Raw genomic sequence first — 21,497 nt, forward strand, 5'->3', positions numbered from 1 at the left:
TCCGACCTGTCCGGCCAGCGCGCCGCACAGCACGAGCCGCGCGCCCGGGGCGGCAGCCTGCACGGCCGCCTCGAAGCCGAGCTCGTCGACGAGCCGGGCGGCCTTGGCGGCCGAGCCCGCGGATCCGATCACCGTGCTCGCCCCGCGGGCTCGCGCGATCTGCCCGGCGAGGGAGCCGACCCCGCCCGCGGCGCCGGTCACGAACACGACGCCGCCCTCCCCGACGCGGGATTCCCCGCATCCGCAGCCGCGAACCTGGCAGACCCCTGAGCGCGTGAACGTTATCCGGAGCTGGCCCGTCGTCCTCCATGTCGGCGCAACATCCCGCGGCGGACGAAGACGCACCACCCGGATCAGGAGAACCCCATGCAGAAGAAGACCAAGATCATCCTCGGCACGAGCGCAGCCGTCGTCGTCGTGCTCGGTGTCAGCGCCGCCGCGTTCGGCCCGGCGTTCTACCGCGACGTGATCGTCGGCGCACCCGCCGCCGCCCCGTCCGTCTCGGCCGCCCCGGCCGACTCGTCGCTCGACACGAGCAACCTGTCGGGCGACTGGAAGATCGGCGCCGGCAGCACCGCCGGCTACCGCGTCGCCGAGGTGCTGAACGGCACCGACGTCACCGTCGTCGGCAAGACCGAGAAGGTGTCCGGCACCATCACGGTGGACGGCTCCACCCTCAAGTCCGCGACGGTCACGGTCGACGTCGGCTCCGTCGCCACCGACCAGGCCGCCCGCGACGACTACTTCCACAGCACCGCCATGGAGGTCTCGAAGTACCCCGACGCGACCTTCACGCTCACGCAGCCGGTCGATGCGGCCGTGCCCGCGAGCGGCAAGGTCGCGACCGTCGAGGCGACCGGCGAGCTCACCATGCACGGCGTGAAGCAGACCGTCACCGTGCCGCTGCAGGCCGCGCTCACCGCCGACGGCGTGCAGGTCAGCGGATCCATCCCCGTCACCTTCGCCGACTACGGCGTCGAGGCCCCCAGCCTCGGCTTCGTGAGCGTCCAGGACAAGGGCACCGTGGAGTTCCTGGTGAAGGCCACGCCCGCGAAGTAGTCGCGGACCGGCCCACGGGGCCGCCCCAGACGAGGGGAGGAGGAGCGCGTTCGGGGCGCTCCTCCTCCCTTTTCCGCGTCCCCGGGCGGGTGCGCCGGCCAGCCGGACGCGCGTGCCGGGCCCCGTCGCCATGCACCTCCGCGGGTCCTCCGCTGCATCTGTCCACGGGCAGCGGCACCTGGGGACGGGCAGGCGGTTCCCCAGGATCACCGCGCTTAAGGTCATGGCGGTCCGGCGCGGGTCTTCCCGCCGAGACGCCATTCACTGCCCATCACAGAGAGAGATGACACGACCATGTCCGTCACCCGCTCCGCGTTCCGCACCCGCCCCGTGGCCGTCGCCGCGCTCACGACGCTCGCCCTCCTCGGCGTGCCCGCGGCCGCCCAGGCCGCCACCCCCGCCCACGCCGGCACCGCCGACAGCGCGTCCGCCCACCACCACCACGCTCCGTACCCCCTCAGCCAGTACACGATCCCCGCCACGGACGGCAGCGGCTTCGGCGACGCCACCCTCTACGCCCCGCAGAACACGGGCAAGAAGACCCTCGGCGCGATCGTCGTCGCCCCGGGCCTCAAGGGCGACCAGTCCGACCTCGCCTGGCTCGCCAAGGACCTCGCCGGCGAGGGCTACATCGTGCTGAACATGAACACCCTGGGCGGCTACGACCTCCCGCAGCAGCGCTCCTACGAGATGCTCGCCGCCGCCAAGTACCTCGCCACCGCCAGCCCGGTCAAGGACCAGGTGAACCCGGCCGACATCGGCGTGGTCGGCTACTCGCTCGCCGGCGGCGGAGCCCTCAACGCCGCCGTGGAGCAGCACGGCCTCAAGGCCGCCGTCGCGCTCATGCCGTACGACTTCCCGGCCGGCACCACCGACCCGTACCACCCCACCGCCTCGCCGTCGTACCCCACCGACACCACCCCGACCCTGATCATCACCGGCCAGACCGACCAGACCGCGCCGGCGTCGTTCATGGGCAAGCCCGCCTACGAGTCCATCCCCAACACCACCGCCAAGCAGTACCTGGAGCTCCGCGGCGCCGACCACCTGGCGTTCCGCAACAAGGAGAACGGCACCGTCCGCGACGCCGTGACGAACTTCCTCAAGGTCTACATGGACGGCAACAGCGCGTACAAGCCGTACGTCTGCCCGGCACAGCCGATCTCGGCCGCCATCAGCGACTCCGCCAGCTCCTGCCCCAAGTAGGACCGATCCCCGGCCTCCGGGCCCCATGAGAGCGGCGTGCGACCTCGTGTCGCACGCCGCTCTCGGCGTTCCGGTCAGTGCGCCTGCAGCACGGCCCAGGCGATGAGGCCGTCGATGCGCCGGATGTCGGCGCCCTTGCCGAGCTTCACCTTGATGTGGCCGGCGCGCGTCCACAGCTCCAGCTCCGCATTCAGGTCGAACCTGCCCGCGTTCTCCGTCGACCACATGTTGATCGCGCTGTAGGGCAGCGAGTACAGCTCGACCTTCTTCCCCGTGATCCCCTGTGCGTCGCGCACGATGAGCCGCTTGGTCGTGAAGGTGGCCGAGTCGCGGAAGGTGCGGAACGAGGCGACCGCCTGCTCCCCCTCCACGAGCAGCTCGTGCACGTCGTCGGGCACGGGGATCTCGTCGGCGAGGGTCCAGGTCAGGAGGGGTGCGGTGGCGTCCATCCTCCGATGGTGGCAGCCGGGCGCGCGCCCCGCAGGCCCCATTCCGGGCCGCCCGCTCGCCACGGCGTCCGCGGACGGCGGGTCACGCGCGGAGCGCCCCGCGCAGGAGCTGCGCCTCCATCGGGGCGCCGTCGAGCAGGGCGCAGAACGGACACGGCGTCTCGGGGGTCACCGGTCCGTGCCCACCGGCGTCGCATCCGTCGCTCCGACCGGCATCAGCGCTCAGGCCGTCGTCGGCTGATCCGAGCGCGGCAGGCCGCGCAACCAGAGGTCGACCTCGCGGGTGGAGCGGAGGCGCACGATCCGCAGGTGCGGGTGGTCGATGGCCGCGTGCACCACGCGCTTCCGCACCTTCGCGCGACCGCGCCAGCCCCAGCGGACGATGTGGTCCGGGTCGGTGAACACCGTGCGCATCGGCGGCTCGACGTTGTCGTGCCAGAGCGGCTCGCGGCGCCAGCGGCGCATGACCGTGCGGCGGATCAGCCGCCCCATCTGCACCTGGACCGGCAGGTCGAGCCACACGAGCGTATCCGCGCGGGACGGCAGCAGCGGCCCGAGCTGCGTCGTGTACTGCCACTCGGTGACCCAGGCGTCGCACGAGGTGAACGCCTCGACGTCGTCGCGGAAGGTGGGCAGCTCGGTCCAGCCGGGCCCGTGGAAGAGCGCGTCCATCTCGGTGTGCGGGAGGCCCGTGCGCTCCTGGATGCGCCGGGCGAGCGTGGTCTTGCCTGCTCCCGAGGGTGCGGCGATGAGGATGCGCCGGGCGGGCGGATCCAGGCGCTGCAGGGGTCCGAGCATCCGCCGATCCTAGGGCGGCCGGATGCGGAGCCGCCGGGATCCGTCCCCGTCCTTCCCGCCGCGCATCCCGGCCGGTAGCGTGGTGCGGCCCGCGACGAATCGCCGACGAACCGGAAGGGGCCGATCATCCGATCGCTCTCGCGCGACGACGCGCACCCCGTGGATGCCCACCCCGTCCTCACGACCGCGACCGCGGCGCCCACGTGGGAGGAGGGCGTGATCGTCGGCAGCGGCCGGATCGGCGCGGTGGCGCACGGCCCGGCCGACGCGATCACGGTCTCGCTCGCGCACGAGCGCTGGTTCCCGCCGGTGAACCCGCGGCCCGCCGCCCCGGACCTCCGGCCGCGCCTCGACGGGATCCGCCGCGCGCTCCTCGCGGGCGACGCGGACACGGCGAGCGCCGAGCTCGAGGCGGCCGCGCGCGACGACGGATACGGCGACGGCCTCGTCTGGACCGACCCGCTCGGCATCTGCGCGACCCTCGTGATCCGCACGCCCGGCGGCGCGGTCGGCATGCGGCGGAGCATCGACCCGGTCGGCGGCGAGGTCGCGATCGCGTGGGTTGATCGAGACGGCGGGCGGCACGCAGTGCGGATGGTCGCGCCGCGGGCGGGCGCGGCCCGGGCGGGCGGCGCTCCTGCGGACGCGGCGGACGCCGGCACGGACGCGGACTCGGGCGTCGGCTCCGGCGGCCCCGGCGGCGACACCCTCTGGATCGGGCTCGAGTCGGACCGCGAATGCCATGTCGCGATCGAGCTCGGCCTCGGCGCGGGCGACGCGACCTCGTTCGACACGGGCGTGCCGGACGCGTCGGCCGCGGTGCGCGCCTCCGTCGCGGGCGGCGGGCGCGGGGTCCTCACGGCCGAGGCGGGCGAGGGGTCCGTCGCGGTGCGGGCGGTGACGGCGGTCGACGCCGGCGTCGCGTGGGTGGAGGCGGGCGGATCCGCGCGCGCTACGCTCCGGGTCGGACCGGGCGGCACGCGGCTGGTCCGGTTCGCCGTGGGCACCGGCCCGGCCGACGCGACGGCGGCACCCGCCGAGCCCCCGCCCGGATGCGCCCCCACCTGGGACGACCTCCGCGCCGCCCAGCGCGCTTCCCACGGCCGCCTGGTCGGCGCCTCGACGCTCGACCTCGACGGCGCGGCGCCCGCGGAGCACGACACCGACACCGACGCCGGCTCCGACACCGAGGCCATCTGGTCCGCCGCCCGCGCCGGCGACCCGGCCGCGCGCCGCCGCGTGGTGGAGATCGCCTACCTGAGCGGCCGCGCGAACGTGATCGCCGCCACGGGCGAGCTGCCGCCCACGCTGCAGGGCGTCTGGCAGGGCACGTGGCGCCCCGCGTGGTCGGCCGACTACACGCTCAACGGCAACGTGCAGGACGGCGCGATGGCCGGCATGGTCGCGACCGGCACGCCGGAGCTCGCCCGCAGCATCCTCGCGCTGGTGCTCCCGCACCTCGACGACTTCCGCGAGAACGCCCGCCGCGTCTTCGGCGCCGAGGGCATGCTGCTGCCCGCGCGCATGTCCACGCACGGCCGCGCGGACCACCTCTCGGCCGACTACCCGCACCCGTTCTGGATCGGCTGCGGCGGCTGGATCCTCCGCATCGCCGCCGACGCCGTCTCCGCCACGGGCGACCGCGGCATCGTCGACGACCGGCTGTGGGAGCTCGTCGAGGGCGTGCTGCGCTTCGCCGAGACGGGGACCGTGCTGGTCGACGGCGTGCGCCGCCTCGTCCCCTCCTACTCGCCCGAGAACACGCCCCGCGGCGAGCGCGTGCCGGCCGCGACCGACGCCACCATGGACGTCGCGATCCTCCGCGACGCCGCCCGGGCCACCGCACTGCTCGGACAGGCCCGCGGCGACGCGTCGCTCGACGCGCGCTGGGACGCGCTGGTCCGCGACCTGCCGCCGTACCGGGTGGCCGACGACGGCACGCTCGCCGAGTGGCTGGATCCGCGCTGGCCGGAGGAGGTCGCGCACCGCCACGCGTCGCAGCTGCACCCCGTCGGCACGGGCACCGATCCGGCGTTCCACGGCGACGACGCGGAGGCGGTGCGCCTGCGGGCCGCGGCCGCGCGCACGGTGGCGGCCAAGATCGCGTGGCGCGCGGAGCATCCGACCGCCCCGCCCGGACGGATGGAGATGGCGTTCGGCCTGGTGCAGGTGGGCCGCGCCGCCGCCGCGCTCGGCGACGCGGAGTCCGCGCTGACGTGCGCCGAGTGGCTCGCGGTCGACCACTGGAGCCCGACGCTCACGACCCGGCACGACGCCGGCCGGATCTTCAACCTCGACGCGAGCGGCGGCCTGCCGGGACTCGTGGCGGCGATGCTGCTCGGATCCGACGAGGGGTCGCTCGCCGTGCTGCCCGCGGTGCCGGCGGCGTGGCCCCGCGGGTGCGTCACCGGGCTCCGCGCGCGCGGCGGCGTCGTGGTCGACCGGTTCGCGTGGGATCCGGCCGGCGCGACCCTCGTCCTGCGCCGCCTCCCCGCGGCCGCGTGGCTCGCGCCCGCGGGCGGCACGGCGCTCCGGCTGCCGCGGTCGGCGACCGTGCGCGTCGACGGCGCGGTGCACGACGCGGCCTCGCCCCTCGTGATCGGCGAGGAACCCGTGCGCGTCGAGGTCGGATGGGCCGGGCGGAGCGTACTGTGAGATCGATCTCTCACCCCGGGGCCGCGGTCCCGGACTCGTAGCGGCACCGTCGCCGCCCCAGCGCAGGAGCATCCGTGACCACCACCATCACCGTCGACCTCGACCGCCCCGGCGCCACCATCAGCCGCCACCTCTACGGGCACTTCGCCGAGCACCTCGGCCGCTGCATCTACGACGGGTTCTTCGTGGGCGAGGACTCGCCCGTGCCGAACGCGGGCGGGATCCGCCTGGACGTGGTCGAGGCGCTCAAGGCCCTCGACATCCCCAACCTGCGCTGGCCCGGCGGCTGCTTCGCCGACCGGTACCACTGGCGGGAGGGCGTGGGCCCGCGCGAGGAGCGGCCGAAGCTCATCAACACCCACTGGGGCGGTGCGGTCGAGGACAACTCCTTCGGCACGCACGAGTTCATGGCGCTCTGCGAGCTGCTGGGCGCCGACGCCTACGTCTCGGGCAACATCGGCTCGGGCACGGTGCAGGAGATGTCCGACTGGGTCGAGTACCTGACGGGCGCGGGGCGGTCGCGCATGGCCGACCTCCGCCGCGCGAACGGCCGCGACGAGCCGTGGACCGTGCCGTTCTGGGGCCTCGGCAACGAGGCGTGGGGCTGCGGCGGCAACATGCGCTCGGTCACCTACGCCGACCTCGCCCGGCAGTTCGGCACGTTCTGCGAGAGCGGCGGCGCGACCCCGCTGCACCGCGTCGCGGCCGGCGCCGACACCATGGACACCGCGTGGACCGAGACGCTCATGCGCGTGATCCCGGAGATGGACGCGCACCCGTTCTCGTCCGTGCCGTGGGAGTCGATCTCCGTCCACTACTACACGCTCGGCGGCAGCTGGACGGCGAAGGGCAGCGCCACGGGCTTCGACGAGGAGGCCTACTGGAGCACCATCGTGGCGGCCCAGGGCATCGAGCCGCTGCTCCGCGCGCACGCCACGGTGATGGACGTGCACGACCCCGCCAAGGAGTACGGCATGGTGCTCGACGAGTGGGGCACCTGGTGGGACGTCGAGCCGGGCACGAACCCGGGCTTCCTGTTCCAGCAGAACACCATCCGCGACGCCATGGTCGCCGCCTGGCACTTCGACGTCTTCCACTCCTTCGCCGACCGGCTGCGCATGGCGAACATCGCGCAGACCGTGAACGTGCTGCAGGCGATGCTGCTCACGGATCCCGACGGCGGCGAGATGGTGCGCACCCCCACGTACCACGTGTTCGAGATGAACCGCGGGCACCACGACGCCACCTCGCTGCCGACCACGGTCGTCGGCCCGGCTCGCGCGGTCGACGGCGGCGAGATCCCGCTGGCCTCCGCGTCGGCGAGCGCCAAGGACGGCCGCGTGCTCGTGTCGCTGACGAACGTCGACCTCGATGCGCCGCAGGAGGTCGTGGTCGCGTTCCGCGGCGGCCGCGCGGTCGACGTCGCGGGCCGCATCCTCACGGCCGACCGGCCCGACGCCCACAACCGCCCGGGCGACGCCGACGCCGTGCACCCGGTCGCCCTCGAGGGGATCGAGACCACCGCCGACGGCGTGCGCCTCACCCTCCCGCCGCACTCGTTCGCGACCCTCTCGCTGCGGCTCGAGGCGTGACCGCGCCGGTCTGCGCGGCCATCCCGCCCCTGGGATGGAACAGCTGGGACTGCTTCGGCGGCTCCGTGACCGAGGAGGAGGTGCTCGCCAACGCGCGCTTCCTCGCCGCGCACCTGCTGCCGCACGGCTGGGACACGGTCGTCGTCGACATCCAGTGGTACGAGCCGGATCCGGGCGCGCACGACTACCGGGAGCGATCCGCCGCCGAGCTCGACGCGTGGGGCCGGCCGCAGCCCGCGGTCGGCCGCTTCCCGTCGGCGGCGGGCGGGCGCGGGTTCGCGGAGCTCGCGCGGCGGATCCACGCGATGGGCCTCCGCTTCGGCGTGCACCTCATGCGCGGCGTGCCCCGGCGCGCGGCCGAGGAGGCGCTGCCGATCCTCGGATCCGACGCCACGTGCGCCGACATCGCCGACCCGGCGAACCCCTGCCCCTGGAACCCCGACATGCACGGCGTCGACATGACGAGGCCGGGCGCGCAGGAGTGGTACGACTCCGTGTTCGCGATGCTCGCCGAGTGGGGCGTCGACTACGTGAAGCTCGACGACGTGCTGTACCCGCCGGTCCAGGCCGCGGAGATCACCGCGATCTCGCGCGCGATCGCCGCGTCCGGCCGCCCGATGACCCTCAGCCTCTCGCCCGGCAAGCGCCTCAGCCTCGAGCACCTCGACCTGCTGCGGGAGACCGCGCAGCTCTGGCGGATCTCGGACGACTTCTGGGACGACTGGGCGCACCTCCGCGAGCAGTTCCAGCGCGCGGCCCGGTGGGCGCCGCACCAGCGGCCCGGCGGGTGGGCGGACGCCGACATGCTGCCGCTCGGCCGCATCGGGATCCGCGCCCACGTCGGCGGCGACCGGCAGAGCCGCTTCACCCCGGCCGAGCGGCGCACGCTCGTGTCGCTCTGGTGCCTGCTCCGCTCGCCGCTGATGTTCGGCGGGCACCTGCCCGACACCGACGCCGCCACGCTCGCGCTCCTCACCAATGACGACGTGCTCGCGCTCCTCGGCAGCGACGCGAGCCGCGAGATCGTGCGCGACGGCGACCTCGTGATCTGGGCGGCCGAGCAGGGCGCCACCCGCTGGCGCGCGGTGTTCCAGCTGGGCGACGCGCCGCTCCGGGTGACCGCGCACCTGGCCGACCTCGGCTGCTCGGACGCGACGCACGCCACCGACCTCTGGACGGGCGAGGAGCTCGCGGTCGTCGACGGCGGGATCCCGCTCGAGGTCGAGGCCCACGGCGTGCGGCTGCTGCGGCTCGTCTGATCCGCGCGGCGCGACACCGACACGACGACGCCGGCCGCCGATCCCCGAGGGGGACGGCGGCCGGCGTCATGGCGGGCCCGCGCCTCAGCCCTTGAACGCCCCGTCCATGATCCCCGTGATCATCCGCCGCCCCACGAAGAAGAACAGGATCAAGAGCGGCAGCGTCGCCATGAACGAGCCGCCCATCGCGAGCGCCACGTCGATCGACCGGTTCGCCTGCAGCTGCTTCAGCGCGATCTGCACCGTGAACAGCTCCGGCGACTTCAGCACGATGAACGGCCACATGAAGTCGTTCCACACGCCCGTGAAGGTGATGAGCCCGAGCACGAACGCGGCCGGCCGCACCACCGGGAACGCGACGCCCCAGAACAGCTGCCACGAGTTCGCGCCGTCGAGGCGGGCCGCCTGGATGAGCTCGTCGCTCACCGTGGTGGACATGTGCTGCCGCATCCAGAAGATCCCGAACGCGCTCGCGAGGCCGGGCACGATGATCGCCTGCAGCGTGTCGACCCAGCCGAGCTGGCTGATGATCAGGTACTGCGGGATCACGCTGAGCTGCGCCGGCACCGTCATGGTGAGCAGCACGATGAGGAACAGCGTGTTCCGACCCGGGAAGGTGAGCTTCGCGAACGCGAACCCGGCCATGGCGCAGAGCACCGCGGAGAGCACGGCGACGGTCGTCGACACCAGCACGCTGTTGAGCAGCGACAGCATGAACGGCACCGTGTCGAACACCTTGCCCGCGACCTCGAAGAAGTTCGTGCCCGGGAACAGGCGCGGCGGGATGGAGGTGACGGCGGTCGCCCCCACCGAGGCCACCACGAGCATGTAGTAGAGCGGGAACACCGAGATCAGCACGGCGATGCTCAGGAACACGTAGACGATCGGGCTGATGCCGCCGCCCTTGCCCCGACGGCGCGGCAGGGCCGAGCGCTTCGTGACGGGGGCGGCGACGACGGGTGACACGGTCTGGTCGATCACGTCGGACATCAGCTCGCCTTCCTGGTGCGGGTGGACAGGTAGAAGTTGAGGAGCGCGACGACCACCACGATCACGAACAGCACGACGCCGATGGCGGATCCGTAGCCGAACTTGAACTGACCGAAGCCCTGCTCGTAGAGGAACAGCGCGAGCGTCTGGCACTGCCGCCCGGCGCCGCACGTGAGGCCCGACTCGGGCGCCGCGAGCAGCGGCTCCGTGAAGATCTGCAGGCCGCCGATGGTCGACATGATCACCGTGAAGATGATGATCGGGCGGAGCGCGGGGATCGTCAGGTGCCGGAACTGCTGCCAGCTGGACGCGCCGTCCACCGCCGCCGCCTCGAACATCTCCCGCGGGAGCGCCTGGAGGCCGGCGAGGTAGAGCAGCGTGTTGTAGCCGAACCAGCGCCACATGACCATGGCCGAGATGAGGATCCACGAGCCGTGGTTGGTCGCCATGAAGTTGATCGACGGGAGTCCGAAGATCCCGAGCACCCAGTTGATGAGGCCGAAGTTGCGGTCGAAGATCTGCGCGAACACGATCGCGGTCGCGGCGACCGAGGTGATGTACGGCACGAGCAGCGCCATGCGGAAGAAGTTCGCCCACTTGAGCCGGGCGTGGTTCAAGAGGTGCGCGAGGAAGAGCGCGAGGAGCAGCTGCGGGATCGTGGATATCAGGAAGATCGCGAACGTGTTGACGAGCGCGTTCCAGAACCGGTCGTCGGCGAACAACTGCTGGAAGTTCGCGAGCCCCACGAAGGTCTGCTTGCCGATCGGGTTCCAGTCGAACAGCGAGACGTAGAACGTGAAGACCAGGGGGAACAGGCCGAACACGATGAAGATGATGAAGAAGGGCGCGACGTAGGCGTACGGCGCGATGCGCTCGGAGAGCGACTGCTGGATCCTCCGGGTCGTGCTCGCCTCCGGCGCCTTCCCGCGGCGCTGGCGCTGGCGCGGGGCGGGAGGTGCGGGTGGCTCGGTGCTCGTGCGGGGTGATGTCGCCGTCGACATGGGGTACCTCCGTCTGAGGGCGGCCCGGAGCGTGAGCGCGCCGGGCCGCCGGATGGGTGGGACGGGATCAGCCGCCGATGGCGGTCTTGGCCGAGGCGAGCGCCTGGGCCCACGCCTTGCCGGAGGTGACGTTGCCCGACTCCAGCTCGACGAGCGTGTTGAGCAGGGCCGCGTTGATGGGCGACGTGTCGGGTCCGTTGTAGAACGACGGGAACTCCGTCACCGACTGCGACATCACCTCGCCGATCCGGGAGTCGCCGAAGAAGTCGTCCGTGTAGGCCGAGACGGCGTCGCTCCCGATCGCGGCGGTCGCCGCGGGGAACGTGCCGGTGCGCTCGAAGTGCTCCTGCTGGGCCTCGCCGGACATCATCGTCTCGATGTACTGCCAGGCCGCCTGCGGGTGCTCGGCGCGGGCGGGGATGGCGATGACGCTGCCGCCCCAGTTGCCGCCGACGCCGGGCACGCTCGCGACGCGCCAGTCCCCCGCGGTGTCGGGGGCGTCGGTCTTGATGCCCTGGAGGATCCACGAGGGCGCCACCGTGACGGCGAACGCGCCGTTCGCGCGGCCCGGGGCCCAGCCCGACGACCACGCCGCGATGCCCGCGCTGATGCCGGCGTCGTGCGCGTCGACCGCGACCTGGAACGCGTCCTCCACCTGGGGGTTCTTGTCGTAGACGAGCTCGCCGTCGGGCGAGTAGTACTTCTCGCTCACCTGGTTGACGGTGGAGAAGAAGACGCTCGTCTCGATGTTGTCGACGAACGGCTTGCCGGTCGCCTTCGTGTACTGCTCGCCCATCGCGATGAACGACGGCCAGTCCTTCCACATGGCCGCGACCTCGTCGGGCTCGGTCGGCAGGCCGGCCTGCTCGAAGAGGTCGGCGCGGTACGCGAAGCCGAGGCCGCCGACGTCGGTGGGGATGCCGATGACCGAGCCGTCCTCCGCGGTGGCCGCCTTCGCCGCCCACGGCAGGTAGTCGCCGGCGATGCCGTCGCCGCCGAGCGTGCGGAGGTCGAGGAAGTTGGCGCTGTTCTCCACGAACTGCGGGAGGTCGTCGTTCTGGATCATGACGAGGTCGGGGACCTTGCCGCCCGCGAGGGCCGCGGTGAGCGCCGTCGCGGTCTCGGTGGTGGAGCCGACCTCGGTCAGCTTGATCTTCGCGTCGGGCTTCTTCTGCTGGTACTCGGCGACGCCGTCCTTGGCGCCGATGCCGGTGAACGACCAGAAGGAGGCCTCCGCGTTCGGGTCGTCCGACCCGGCGCCGCCTCCGCCGGACGAGCATCCGGTCAGGGCGACGGCGACTGCGGCGGCGGCGATGACGGCCGTCAGGCTTCTTCTCACGATGATTCCTCTTCGTCGGGGATTCGCGCGGCGTGGTCGGAGCGCCGGTGCTCCCGCCGAGAGAACGATCTCTTGGCGTCACCGTAGCTCGCGTGCCGAGCTCCTGCAAGCGACGATGCGCAAACGAGACCGGCGCCCCAGACATCGATCTCCGCCTAGGATCAGGGAGGCTCCGCGCCCGGGGCGGCGCCGATCCGGGAGGGATCCATGACCAGCACGGCGGCCGCCGCATGACGCGCCCCACGCTCGTCGACGTGGCGAAGGCCGCCGGGGTCTCCCGCGCGACCGCCGCGCGCGTCCTCTCCGGCGGCACGAAGGTGGACGCCCGCATGGCCGCCGCCGTGGTGCACGCCGCCGAGCAGCTCGGCTACGAGGCGAACAGCGCGGCCCGCATGCTGCGCGGCGGCCGGGCCGGCGCGATCGGGCTGATCATCGCGTTCAACGAGCTCGACAGCCTCACCGGCACGTTCTTCACGTCGGTGCTCAAGGGCGCCGCGAAGGCGCTGCACGCCGCCGACCTCCAGCCCGTCCTCCTGCCGGCCGACCAGGACGACGCCGACCGGATCCCGCGCTTCCTCCGCTCGCGCGCGGTCGACGGCGCGGTCGTGATCCTCCAGCACGAGATCACGCACCTCGCCCCGACGCTCGCGGACTCCCCCGTGCCCATCGGCTGGGTCGGCCGCCCGCGCGGCGCCCTCGCGGACGACGCGATCATCGTCGACTCCGACAACCACGGCGGCGGGCGGCTCGCGGCCCGCGCGCTCGCGGACGCCGGGCGGCGCCACCTCGGGATCATCGCGGGGCCGCACGACATGGAGCCCGCCCGCGACCGGATCCGCGGATGGCGCGACGAGCTCACCGACCTCGGCATCGAGCACGGCGCCATCGTGCACGCCGAGTTCACGCTCGAGAGCGGGTCGGCGGCCATGGCCCGCCTCCTCCACCGCCACCCCGACATCGACGGCGTCTTCGCCTCCTCCGACCTCATGGCCGTCGGCGCGATCCGCATGCTCCAGGCGTCCGGGCGCCGCGTCCCCACCGACGTCTCGGTCGTGGGCTTCGACGACGTGATCATCGCGACGACCTCGGATCCGCCGCTCACCACCGTGCGCCAGCCGCTCGAGGAGATGGGCCGCGTCGCCGCCGAGACGGTGATCGCCGCATCGCTCGGGCAGGAGATCGACCGGCAGCCGGTGCTCCCGACGACGCTCGTGCGGCGCGAGTCGGCGTGAGCCGCGTCACCGGATGACCCACGCGAGATCGATCTCGGGCGCGGCGGCCTAGGGACGCGGCGGCGCCACGGATCCGCGCAGCACGAGCTCCGTCTCCAGCTCCATCCGCGACGCCGGCGACCCCGTCGCGCGCGACCTCGGCGACCGGTGCGCCTGCTCGAGCATGTGGAACGCGGTGGCGCCCATCCCGGCGATCGGCTGCCGCACGGTCGTCATGGGCGGCATCGCCCACGCCGACTCCTGCACTCCGTCGAAGCCGAGCACGCTGAGGTCGTCCGGGATCCGCAGCCCCGCGTCGTCGGCGGCCTCGTAGACGCCGAGGCCCATCACGTCGGAGCACGCGAAGAACGCGGTCGGCCGGTCGCGCGCGGCGAGCATGGCGCCCGCCGCCGAGCGCGCGCTCTCGCGGTCCCAGTCGCAGAACGCGATGCGCTCGTCCGGCACCCGGATGCCCGCCGCGCGGAGCGCCGTCATCAGGCCGTCGATGCGCGCGCTGCCGAACAGGTGCGAGCGGAGGCCGCCGATCACGCCGATGCGCGTGTGGCCCTGGGCGATGAGGTGCTCGGCCGCCATGCGCCCGCCCTCCCAGTTGGTGGATCCGACGCTCGCGACCTCGGCGGGCGGCCGCGTGCTCGGGTCGATGACGACCACCGGGATCCCCGCCGTCGTGAGCGTGTGCAGGCCCGCGGCGGAGACGTCGACCAGCACGAGGATCGCGCCGAGCGACGGGCGGCGGAGGAGCCGGCGGATCCACTCGCCGTCGGGCCGCGCGCGCGTGAGCACGAGGTCGACGCCCGCCGCGGACGACTCCTCCTCGATGGCGCTCAGCACCGGGCCGATCCAGCTGCCCTCGATGTGGCCGACCACGACGTCGACGATGCGGGCGGCGCGCGGATCCGGGTCGGTCGCGCGGGCGCGCGGCCGGCGGCGGTAGTCGAGGGCGTGGGCGGCGGTCATCACGCGCTCGCGCGTCGCCTCGGAGACGTCGGTGCCGCCGTTGAGCACCTTCGAGACGGTCGGGACGGTGGTGCCGGCCCGCTCGGCGATCTGCGCCATGGTCGGCCGGGGCGCGGCCGCTCTGCTGTCCATGGGCGGAGCCTAGCCGAGCGGCGGTTGTAGTTGCGCAACTTTGACACGCTCCCGATGCCGGATCGAGACCCGACGCCCTCTTGCCGCCCGACGAGTCGGGGTGGACAATGACGGGACGCCGTGCGGAGCTCGTAGGAGTTGCGCAACGACTGTTCGATGACGAACTGCGGAGCGATCCGCCCGGCACCCGGAGGACGACGATGACCGCCACCCCGCTCATCGAGCTGCGTCCGCGATCCGCGACCTCCCCCGCGCTCGCGGAGACCCCGCCGGCCGATCGGGGCCGCGCCTCCGCCGCCTCCGGTGCCGCCGCCTCCGCCCGTCGCGTCCCCCCGAGCGGGACGACCGCCGCCGTGCAGCGCGACGGCCGCCGCGCCCGCATCGCCGGCCGCGCCGCCCGCCCCGGCAGCGCGCCCGACGACCGGCGCGACGACCTCGTCTGGCGCAGCGGCCGCCTCGAGCTCCACCTCCGCCGGGCGCCCGACGGCCCGGTCATGCTCGGTCGGCTCGTGGCGGGATCCGTCGAGACGGTCGTCGCGGAGCCGGTCCCGCTCGTCGACGCGCGGGTCGCCGCGGGCCCGGGCGCCGCGGCGGGCGTCGGCGCCGACCTGCGCTACGTCGCGCACTCCGTGTCCGCGGACGGCGCGACCCTCGTGGTCGTGCAGGCGACGCCCGCCGGGATCCGCGTGACCGCCACCCTGCGCGGCCGCGACGGCGCCCTCCGCAGCACCGCGGTCGTCACGAACGACACCGGCGCACCCGTGCGCGTCGAGGCCGTCAGCTGCTGGGCCGCGCCGCTCGGCGTGCGGCTCGACAAGGGAGACGTGCCGGATCCGGCCGCCGACTGGGAGCTCCTCGAGGGCCGGGTGGATGCGTCGGGTGCCGAGCGCTGGTCCGTGCGCGACCTGCGGAGCGCCGAGCTGCTGCCGTGCCCGCGTGCGGGAGGCGCGGAGGCGGGAGGCGCGGAGGCGGGACGCGGATCCGTCGACCGCGCGTCGGGTGCCGCCGCGGACGCCGTGCACGCCGCCGCCGCCCTGCCCGTCGCCGCCCTCCTCTCCGAGCGGCAGGAGGTCGCCTGGCTCTGGGAGGTCGCGGCCGACGGACCCTGGCGCTGGCAGCTGCACGAGGGCACGGCCGACTGCCGGCTCGCGCTCTCCCGACCGGCCCACGCGGATCCCGCCGGCGCGGAGATCCTGGCCCCCGGCGCCTCCACCGCGGCCGCGTCCGCCCTCGTCGCCGTGGGCACCGACCTCGAGGACGCCGCCGCGGCCATGACCCGCGCCCGCCGCGCCGAGCGCCTCGCGTCCGGCGCGGTCCCCTCCGACCGGATGCACGACGCCACCGCCGTCGCGACCGCGGCGCTCTCGACCCTCCCCGAGGAGACCGTGGTCCCGGTGCACCTGCGCTCCGGCATGACCACCGCGGAGACGACCGCCGCGCTCGTCGCCGGGCTCGCGGGCGCGCTCCGCCTCGACGCCGACGGCGACCTGCGGCCGGATCAGCGCGCCCTCGCCGCCGACGCCGTCCGGGTCGCCGACGACCTGCGCGACGGCCTCGCCCGCTCGGTGCCGCTCTGGCCCCGCGGCGTCCCCGCGGGCGGCGAGCGCTGGACCTGCGCGGCCCGCGACACCGGGGAGGCGGTCGTCGTCGCGATCGGCGACCGCGGCGACGACGCGGACGCCGCGCTGCTCTCCTTCCCGTCGCTCGTGGGCCGCCGCGTCGACGTCGCCGTCCTCTTCCCGCGGGACCTCGCGGACGGCGGCGCGGACGAGGCCGCGGACGGCGGCGCCGAGTGGGACGCCGTGCGCGGGATCCTCACGGTGCGGTCGGCCCCGGGCGGCCCGTCCGCGCGGCTGCTGGAGCTGCGTCGCCGATCGTGAGCCGGGCACGGGTGCGATCCCGCCCGCGATCGCCGCCTGGTGCGGCAGGATCGGCGCGTGACCTCCGCCACCGCACCCGACGCATCCGCCGCCCGCCTCCTCGCCGCCTACGACGCCCAGCTCCGCACCGACGCGGAGACGCCGAACGCCCTCGACGTGCGGGAGCTCGGCCCGCTGCGCCTCGCGGTGTTCCCGGGCGGGCGCGGCTTCGTGACCTACCGGGACCTCGGCGACCTCGACGAGCCCGGCCTGCGCGACCTCGTCCTCGAGGCGCTCGCGCGCTTCCGCGAGGACCCGGCGATCACGGGGGTCGAGTGGAAGACGCGCGGCCACGACCGCGCGCCCGGGCTCGACGGGATCCTGCGCGAGAACGGCTTCGTGCCCGAGGAGCGGGAGACGATCATGCTCGGCGAGGCGCGGGCGCTCGCGGTCGACGTGCCGCTGCCCGCGGGCGTGACCCTCCGACGCATCACCGCGGAGGTCGACGTGCGGGCGATGAGCGCCATGCAGGCCGAGGTCTTCGGTGACGTGGACTCCGCCGACCAGGCCGACGCGATGATCCGCCGCCTCGGGCTCGACGACGGCATGGAGATGTGGGTCGCCTGGGCCGCGGGCCGGATCGTGTCCGCGGGCCGGCTCGAGCCCGTGCCCGGATCCGACTTCGCCGGCATCTGGGGCGGCGCGACCGTGCCGGAGTGGCGCGGCCGCGGGATCTACCGCGCGCTCACGGCCGCTCGCGCGCGCTCGGCCCTCGCGGCGGGCCGCACCCTGATCCACAGCGACTCGACCGACTTCTCCCGCCCGATCCTCGAGCGGTCCGGCCTCCTCGCCTGCTCCACGACCACGCCGTACGCCTGGTCGCGGTGACCTCCGGGCGCCGACCGACCCCGCGCCCACCGGAGTTGACTGGCCGGGTGCAGACGTTCCTCCCGTACCCCGAGCTCGACGCGAGCATGGCCGTGCTCGACGACAAGCGGCTCGGGAAGCAGCGCGTGGAGACGCTGCAGGTGATGAAGGCCGTGACCGTCGCCGGCTACGGCTGGCAGAGCCACCCGGTCACGCGCATGTGGCGCGGGTACCGGCCCGCGCTCATGGAGTACCAGGAGGCGACGTGCGCCGAGTGGATGCGGCGCGGCTTCGCGGACACGTGCTTCGAGAAGACGCTCGCGGTCATCGCCGAGGTGCCCGCGGACCTCGCCGCGTACGCCGAGGGCCGCATCGTGCGTCCAACGTGGTGGGGCCGCCCCGAGCTGCACCTCTCCCACCGCTCGAAGCTGCTGGCGAAGGCGCCGGAGCTGTACCGGCCGGCCTTCCCGGAGGATCCCGACGACCTCGACTACGTCTGGCCGGTCGCGAGCGGGTGAGGCATTCCCCCGCCCGGGGTACCGTTGCCTCGTGAGCCACATGAGCAGCGCGACGCCCGCGGGGCGTGGGGAGGTCGTCGGCGGCACGTCCGTCGGCACCAGGTAGTCACGGAACCGTCGCCGCGCCTCCTCGGGCCGGCCGCTCCCGGCACGCCGTGGATCCTCGTGGGATCCGGCCGCCGTCACCTGACACCCGTTCCCGCGGCACCGCCGCGACCCCGCCCGAAGGGCCCACCATGCTCCCCCTGACCGAATCCGCCATCCGCGCCTCCCTCGTGAACGCCTCCCAGCGCGAGGCGCGCGACGTCCGCCTCCCCGAGGGCTTCGCCGACCTCGCCTGGGACCGCCTCGACTTCCTCGGCTGGCGCGACCCGAAGGCCCCGCAGCGCGGCATCGTCGTCGTCCCCGTCGGCGACGAGCTGATCGGCGTGCTGCTGCAGCAGGCCGGCGCCGCCCCGCGCTCCCGCGCCCAGTGCTCGTGGTGCCAGGACGTGCGCCTGCCCGCGCCGGTCGTGTTCTACGGCGCGCGCCGGGCCGGATCCGCGGGCCGCAACGGCAACACCATCGGCACGCTCGTCTGCACCGACTTCGAGTGCAGCGCGAACGTGCGGAAGCCGCGGCCGATCCCCTACCTCGGCTTCGACCCCGAGGCGGCGACCGCGCAGCTCATCGACGACCTGCGGACGCGCGTCGCGTCGTTCGCGGCCGACGTGGCGTCGACGGCCTGACGCGGCGCGCGGCCCGCCGGCCCGCGCACGCGGAGGGTGGGTCGGCCGGGCCAGCGCATCGGGGCAGCGGACCCGACCGGGTCGGTGGGCGGGTCAGCGGACCCGACCTGGTCGGTGGCGGGTCAGGACTCCGGGGAGCAGACCGTCGCGAGGGCCGTGCGGAAGGCCTTGCGGTGCGCGTCGTCGAGGCCCTGGCCGAGCTCGCCGCGCGCGTCCTTCACGAGGTGGCCGCACGCCTGGTCGTCGAGCGCGTCGTGCGCGGCGCCGATGGCCGGGATGAGGCGGGCGTCGACGGCGTTGATGCGCGGGCGGACGCTCGTGGTCAGGTCGGGCGCCGTGGTGGGCGCCTCGTCGGGGTGCGCGTGCCAGCGGGCGATGAGGGCGTACTGCACCTGCTTGCTCGCGGTGATCTGCGCCCGCATGATGCGCTCGGCCGCCACCGGGTCGACCCCGTCGGCCTTCGCGGCCGCGATGGTGGCGTCGATGACGGCCTGCTCGCGCGCGGGGTCCGCCACGGCCTTGCCCGACAGGTACTTCGACGCAGCCACGTCGTCGGCGATCTCGAGGCGGTCGAGCGCGGCGGACGCCACGGCGGTGACCGCCTGCTGCTCGGCCGGGTCGCGCGGGCATGCCTGCGCGGGCGCGGCGGCGCCGAGCACGGCGGCGAGGGAGACGGCGAAGGCGGACGACACGAGCAGGGCGCGGTGGGGCATGGGAGGGGATCCGTTCTGCGGAGGATGTGCGGGCCGGGGGCCGCGTCGGGTCGGTCGGGTTGCCGTGAGCTTAGGCACACGACGCGCTCGGACGGACGGCTGCGTCCACAGCCCGGCGGCGGATCGTGGGAGCGGCCGTGCGTGGGGCCGGGCGGGTCGATGAGCGGACCGGGGCGCGCCCGGCCGGTCAGCCCGCGAGCCCGCGCAGCAGCCGCGGCAGGTCGCGCATGTCGTCGAAGACCGTCGCGCCCGCGTCGCGCAAGCGGTGCGCGGGCGTGAGCCCGCCCGCGTAGCCGAGCGCGCGCATGCCCGCGGCCCGGGCGCCCTGCACGCCGTACGGGCTGTCCTCCACGACGACGCAGCGCGCCGGATCCGCGCCCATGCGCGCGGCCGCGAGGAGGAAGAGGTCGGGCGCGGGCTTGCCATTCACGACCTCGGTGGCGCTGGAGAGCCGGCCCTCGAAGCGCGGCAGCAGGCCGGTGCGGGCGAGGTTCGCGCGGATCTTCGGGAAGCCGCCGCTCGAGGCGACGCACGTCGGCGTCGCGATGCGGTCGAGCGCGTCCACGATGCCGTCGACCGGCCGCAGGTGCTGCTCGAACGCCTCCGTGTACCAGTGCGCGTACGGGGCGTCCCAGTCGTCGGCGAGCTCGCGGCCGAGGTGCGCGGCGACCTCGGCGGTGAAGGACGCGTGCGACTTCCCGACGAAGCGCTCGACGACCTCCTCGGTCGTGATGTCCCAGCCGAGCTCGGCGAGGATCCGCCGGTCGACCTCCACGGCGAGCACCTCGCTGTCGACGAGCACGCCGTCGCAGTCGAGGATCACCAGGTCGACGGGCGCGGCGGGCACGCTCACGCGGTGGTGCGCTCCGGGTCGGCGGCGGCCTCCCGGGCGACGCCGGACGGATCCACGAGCACGCGCGCGAAGGCCAGCTCGGCCGCGCCGATCATCAGCCGGTCGGGGCCGAGGGCGGCGCGGCGGATGCGGAGCGCCTCGCGGGCGCCGGGGAGCGCCTGGGCGGTGGCGCGGGCGAGGATGCGGTCGGGATCCGCCGCGTGCAGCGACCCGAGGAACCCGCCGAGCACCACGAGCGACGGGTTGAAGATGTTGACGACGTTGCGCAGCGCGACCGCGAGGTTGTCGATCTGCCGCTCCACCTCCGCCGTGACGGCCGCGTCGCCCGCCGCGAGGGCGGCCGCGAGCGCGTCGCCCAGCTCGTCGGCGCGGGCGCGCGGCAGGCCCGTGACCTCGAGCAGCGCGTCCTGGCCGACCGTGGTCTCGAGGCAGCCGACGGCGCCGCAGTGGCACAGCTCGCCGCCGGAGTCGACGAGCGTGTGGCCGAGCTCGCCGCCGTAGCCCTCGGCGCCGCCGAACGGGCGCCGGCCGATGAGCACGCCGCCGCCGACGCCCGACGCGCCGCCGTTGAGGTAGACGAGGTCGTCGACGTCGCGGCCGGATCCGAAGCGCCCCTCGGCCACGGCCGCGAGGCTCGCGTCGTTCGCGGCGAGCGCCGGGAGCCCGGTGGCCTCCGCGAGCAGCGCGGCGAACGGCTCGTCGACCCAGCCGAGGTGCGGCGCGAGGCGCACGAGGCCGCCGTCGAAGCGGACCAGGCCGGGGACCGCGACGCCGATGCCGAGCACGCGCGCGTCGGGTCGGGTGGCGCGGAGGTCGGCGCGCAGCTCGGCGATGATCGCGCTCGCGAGCGTCGCGGCCTGCGCGGCCGTGGGGATCCCACAGGTGTCGCGGCGGACGCGGCGCTGCACGACGCCGTCGAGCCCCACGAGGCCCACGGTCACGGCGTCGATCTCGGGGTTCACCGCGAAGACGACGACGCGCGGATCCGCGGAGACGATGGGGCTCGGCCGGCCGACGCGGTTGGTGCCGGGCGGCTCCGACTCCACGACGAGGCCGAGGTCCTGCAGCTCGCCCACGAGCGCGGCGATGGTCGAGCGGTTGAGGCCGGTCTCGCGCGTCAGCTCGGAGCGCGACGCGGGGCCGGTCTCGTGCACGATCTGCAGCACGGTCGCGAGGTTGGAGCGGCGCACGTGGTCGGGCGTGGTGCCGCGGGAGCGGGCGTCGCCGGCGGGCGGGATGTCGCGGGCCCGCGGATCCGGCGCGAGCGGCACGGCGCGGGCGGGCACGGCG

At 74.5% G+C, this 21,497-nt stretch carries 19 protein-coding genes and 1 pseudogene; 10 read left to right on the plus strand and 10 right to left on the minus strand.

The genetic code is table 11. The features are described from left to right. Positions 1 to 63 precede the first annotated feature (63 nt). Positions 64 to 216, minus strand: a pseudogene (locus AWH51_RS16505) (NADP-dependent oxidoreductase); the annotation flags it as partial. Between the two features lie 150 nt (positions 217 to 366). Here AWH51_RS16505 and AWH51_RS11890 point away from each other — a divergent pair. Together AWH51_RS11890 and AWH51_RS11895 are read left to right on the plus strand one after the other, a co-directional pair. Continuing rightward, positions 367 to 1,059, plus strand: coding sequence for a YceI family protein (locus AWH51_RS11890; protein WP_063072275.1), 693 nt, complete (start codon positions 367 to 369; stop codon positions 1,057 to 1,059). 294 nt (positions 1,060 to 1,353) lie between these two features. Further along, positions 1,354 to 2,265, plus strand: coding sequence for an alpha/beta hydrolase (locus tag AWH51_RS11895; RefSeq protein WP_063072276.1), 912 nt, complete (start codon positions 1,354 to 1,356; stop codon positions 2,263 to 2,265). Positions 2,266 to 2,339: 74 nt separating this feature from the next. Here the strand turns inward: AWH51_RS11895 and AWH51_RS11900 are convergent, their stop codons facing one another. Together AWH51_RS11900 and AWH51_RS11905 are read right to left on the minus strand one after the other, a co-directional pair. Continuing rightward, complete coding sequence (locus AWH51_RS11900) at positions 2,340 to 2,714, minus strand: PH domain-containing protein (RefSeq protein WP_063072277.1); 375 nt, start codon at positions 2,712 to 2,714, stop codon at positions 2,340 to 2,342. Between the two features lie 222 nt (positions 2,715 to 2,936). Beyond that, entirely contained in the window at positions 2,937 to 3,512 is a 576-nt protein-coding gene (locus AWH51_RS11905; RefSeq protein ID WP_063072278.1) for an AAA family ATPase, read from the minus strand. Between the two features lie 159 nt (positions 3,513 to 3,671). Between AWH51_RS11905 and AWH51_RS11910 the strand changes: the two genes are divergently transcribed. From AWH51_RS11910 to AWH51_RS11920, 3 genes are all read left to right on the plus strand, one after another. After that, positions 3,672 to 6,167, plus strand: a complete 2,496-nt coding sequence (locus AWH51_RS11910; RefSeq protein WP_063072279.1) for a glycosyl hydrolase family 95 catalytic domain-containing protein — start codon at positions 3,672 to 3,674, stop codon at positions 6,165 to 6,167. Between the two features lie 74 nt (positions 6,168 to 6,241). After that, positions 6,242 to 7,759 (plus strand): alpha-N-arabinofuranosidase, encoded by a 1,518-nt coding sequence (locus AWH51_RS11915; protein WP_063072280.1) that lies wholly within the window; start codon positions 6,242 to 6,244, stop codon positions 7,757 to 7,759. Beyond that, complete coding sequence (locus tag AWH51_RS11920; protein WP_254654562.1) at positions 7,756 to 9,018, plus strand: glycoside hydrolase family 27 protein; 1,263 nt, start codon at positions 7,756 to 7,758, stop codon at positions 9,016 to 9,018. Before AWH51_RS11915 ends, AWH51_RS11920 begins: the two co-directional genes overlap by 4 nt. 84 nt (positions 9,019 to 9,102) lie before the next feature. On the opposite strand, the gene AWH51_RS11925 is transcribed toward AWH51_RS11920, so the two are convergent. The 3 genes from AWH51_RS11925 to AWH51_RS11935 form a co-directional block, all read right to left on the minus strand. Next, positions 9,103 to 10,008, minus strand: a complete 906-nt coding sequence (locus AWH51_RS11925) for a carbohydrate ABC transporter permease (RefSeq protein ID WP_081235097.1) — start codon at positions 10,006 to 10,008, stop codon at positions 9,103 to 9,105. Continuing rightward, entirely contained in the window at positions 10,008 to 11,009 is a 1,002-nt protein-coding gene (locus tag AWH51_RS11930; protein ID WP_063072281.1) for a carbohydrate ABC transporter permease, read from the minus strand. The genes AWH51_RS11925 and AWH51_RS11930 overlap by 1 nt, the downstream gene beginning before the upstream one ends. A gap of 67 nt (positions 11,010 to 11,076) precedes the next feature. Beyond that, entirely contained in the window at positions 11,077 to 12,348 is a 1,272-nt protein-coding gene (locus AWH51_RS11935; protein WP_063072282.1) for an ABC transporter substrate-binding protein, read from the minus strand. A 230-nt stretch (positions 12,349 to 12,578) separates the two neighbouring features. Here AWH51_RS11935 and AWH51_RS11940 point away from each other — a divergent pair, with 230 nt between their 5' ends. After that, the gene (locus AWH51_RS11940) at positions 12,579 to 13,580 is read left to right on the plus strand and encodes a LacI family DNA-binding transcriptional regulator (RefSeq protein WP_063072283.1); all 1,002 of its coding nucleotides are present in this window, start codon (positions 12,579 to 12,581) and stop codon (positions 13,578 to 13,580) included. Between the two features lie 48 nt (positions 13,581 to 13,628). On the opposite strand, the gene AWH51_RS11945 is transcribed toward AWH51_RS11940, so the two are convergent. After that, the gene (locus AWH51_RS11945) at positions 13,629 to 14,669 is read right to left on the minus strand and encodes a LacI family DNA-binding transcriptional regulator (RefSeq protein WP_081235101.1); all 1,041 of its coding nucleotides are present in this window, start codon (positions 14,667 to 14,669) and stop codon (positions 13,629 to 13,631) included. 200 nt (positions 14,670 to 14,869) lie between these two features. On the opposite strand from AWH51_RS11945, the gene AWH51_RS11950 reads away from it, so the two are divergent. The 4 genes from AWH51_RS11950 to AWH51_RS11965 all read left to right on the plus strand — a co-directional run bounded on the left by AWH51_RS11950 (position 14,870) and on the right by AWH51_RS11965 (position 18,641). Then, on the plus strand, positions 14,870 to 16,549 hold the full coding sequence (locus AWH51_RS11950; protein ID WP_063072285.1) for a hypothetical protein: 1,680 nt from the start codon (positions 14,870 to 14,872) through the stop codon (positions 16,547 to 16,549). Positions 16,550 to 16,606: 57 nt separating this feature from the next. After that, the gene (locus AWH51_RS11955; protein ID WP_063072286.1) at positions 16,607 to 17,416 is read left to right on the plus strand and encodes a GNAT family N-acetyltransferase; all 810 of its coding nucleotides are present in this window, start codon (positions 16,607 to 16,609) and stop codon (positions 17,414 to 17,416) included. A 47-nt stretch (positions 17,417 to 17,463) separates the two neighbouring features. Continuing rightward, a complete protein-coding gene (locus tag AWH51_RS11960; protein WP_063072287.1) occupies positions 17,464 to 17,913 on the plus strand; it encodes an MSMEG_6728 family protein in 450 nt (149 codons plus the stop codon). Between the two features lie 236 nt (positions 17,914 to 18,149). Then, positions 18,150 to 18,641: an FBP domain-containing protein gene (locus AWH51_RS11965; RefSeq protein ID WP_063072288.1), complete on the plus strand. Its 492-nt coding sequence runs from the start codon at positions 18,150 to 18,152 to the stop codon at positions 18,639 to 18,641. A gap of 122 nt (positions 18,642 to 18,763) precedes the next feature. Here the strand turns inward: AWH51_RS11965 and aroQ are convergent, their stop codons facing one another. From aroQ to AWH51_RS11980, 3 genes are all read right to left on the minus strand, one after another. Then, positions 18,764 to 19,354, minus strand: coding sequence for a gamma subclass chorismate mutase AroQ (gene aroQ, locus AWH51_RS11970; protein ID WP_063072289.1), 591 nt, complete (start codon positions 19,352 to 19,354; stop codon positions 18,764 to 18,766). Between the two features lie 187 nt (positions 19,355 to 19,541). Then, on the minus strand, positions 19,542 to 20,207 hold the full coding sequence (locus AWH51_RS11975) for an HAD family hydrolase (RefSeq protein ID WP_254654563.1): 666 nt from the start codon (positions 20,205 to 20,207) through the stop codon (positions 19,542 to 19,544). Further along, positions 20,204 to 21,493, minus strand: coding sequence for an ROK family protein (locus AWH51_RS11980; RefSeq protein ID WP_254654565.1), 1,290 nt, complete (start codon positions 21,491 to 21,493; stop codon positions 20,204 to 20,206). Before AWH51_RS11980 ends, AWH51_RS11975 begins: the two co-directional genes overlap by 4 nt. Positions 21,494 to 21,497: the final 4 nt, after the last annotated feature.

The organism is Clavibacter tessellarius, assembly GCF_001618005.1.
Lineage (GTDB): Bacteria > Actinomycetota > Actinomycetes > Actinomycetales > Microbacteriaceae > Clavibacter > Clavibacter tessellarius_A.

Coding starts and splice junctions, on each gene's coding strand:
- AWH51_RS11965 (WP_063072288.1), top strand. CDS start 18,150: ATGCTCCCCCTGACCGAATCCGCCATCCGCGCCTCCCTCGTGAACGCC.
- AWH51_RS11900 (WP_063072277.1), bottom strand. CDS start 2,714: ATGGACGCCACCGCACCCCTCCTGACCTGGACCCTCGCCGACGAGATC.
- aroQ (WP_063072289.1), bottom strand. CDS start 19,354: ATGCCCCACCGCGCCCTGCTCGTGTCGTCCGCCTTCGCCGTCTCCCTC.
- AWH51_RS11895 (WP_063072276.1), top strand. CDS start 1,354: ATGTCCGTCACCCGCTCCGCGTTCCGCACCCGCCCCGTGGCCGTCGCC.
- AWH51_RS11940 (WP_063072283.1), top strand. CDS start 12,579: ATGACGCGCCCCACGCTCGTCGACGTGGCGAAGGCCGCCGGGGTCTCC.
- AWH51_RS11950 (WP_063072285.1), top strand. CDS start 14,870: ATGACCGCCACCCCGCTCATCGAGCTGCGTCCGCGATCCGCGACCTCC.
- AWH51_RS11925 (WP_081235097.1), bottom strand. CDS start 10,008: ATGTCCGACGTGATCGACCAGACCGTGTCACCCGTCGTCGCCGCCCCC.
- AWH51_RS11905 (WP_063072278.1), bottom strand. CDS start 3,512: ATGCTCGGACCCCTGCAGCGCCTGGATCCGCCCGCCCGGCGCATCCTC.
- AWH51_RS11890 (WP_063072275.1), top strand. CDS start 367: ATGCAGAAGAAGACCAAGATCATCCTCGGCACGAGCGCAGCCGTCGTC.
- AWH51_RS11945 (WP_081235101.1), bottom strand. CDS start 14,669: ATGGACAGCAGAGCGGCCGCGCCCCGGCCGACCATGGCGCAGATCGCC.
- AWH51_RS11930 (WP_063072281.1), bottom strand. CDS start 11,009: ATGTCGACGGCGACATCACCCCGCACGAGCACCGAGCCACCCGCACCT.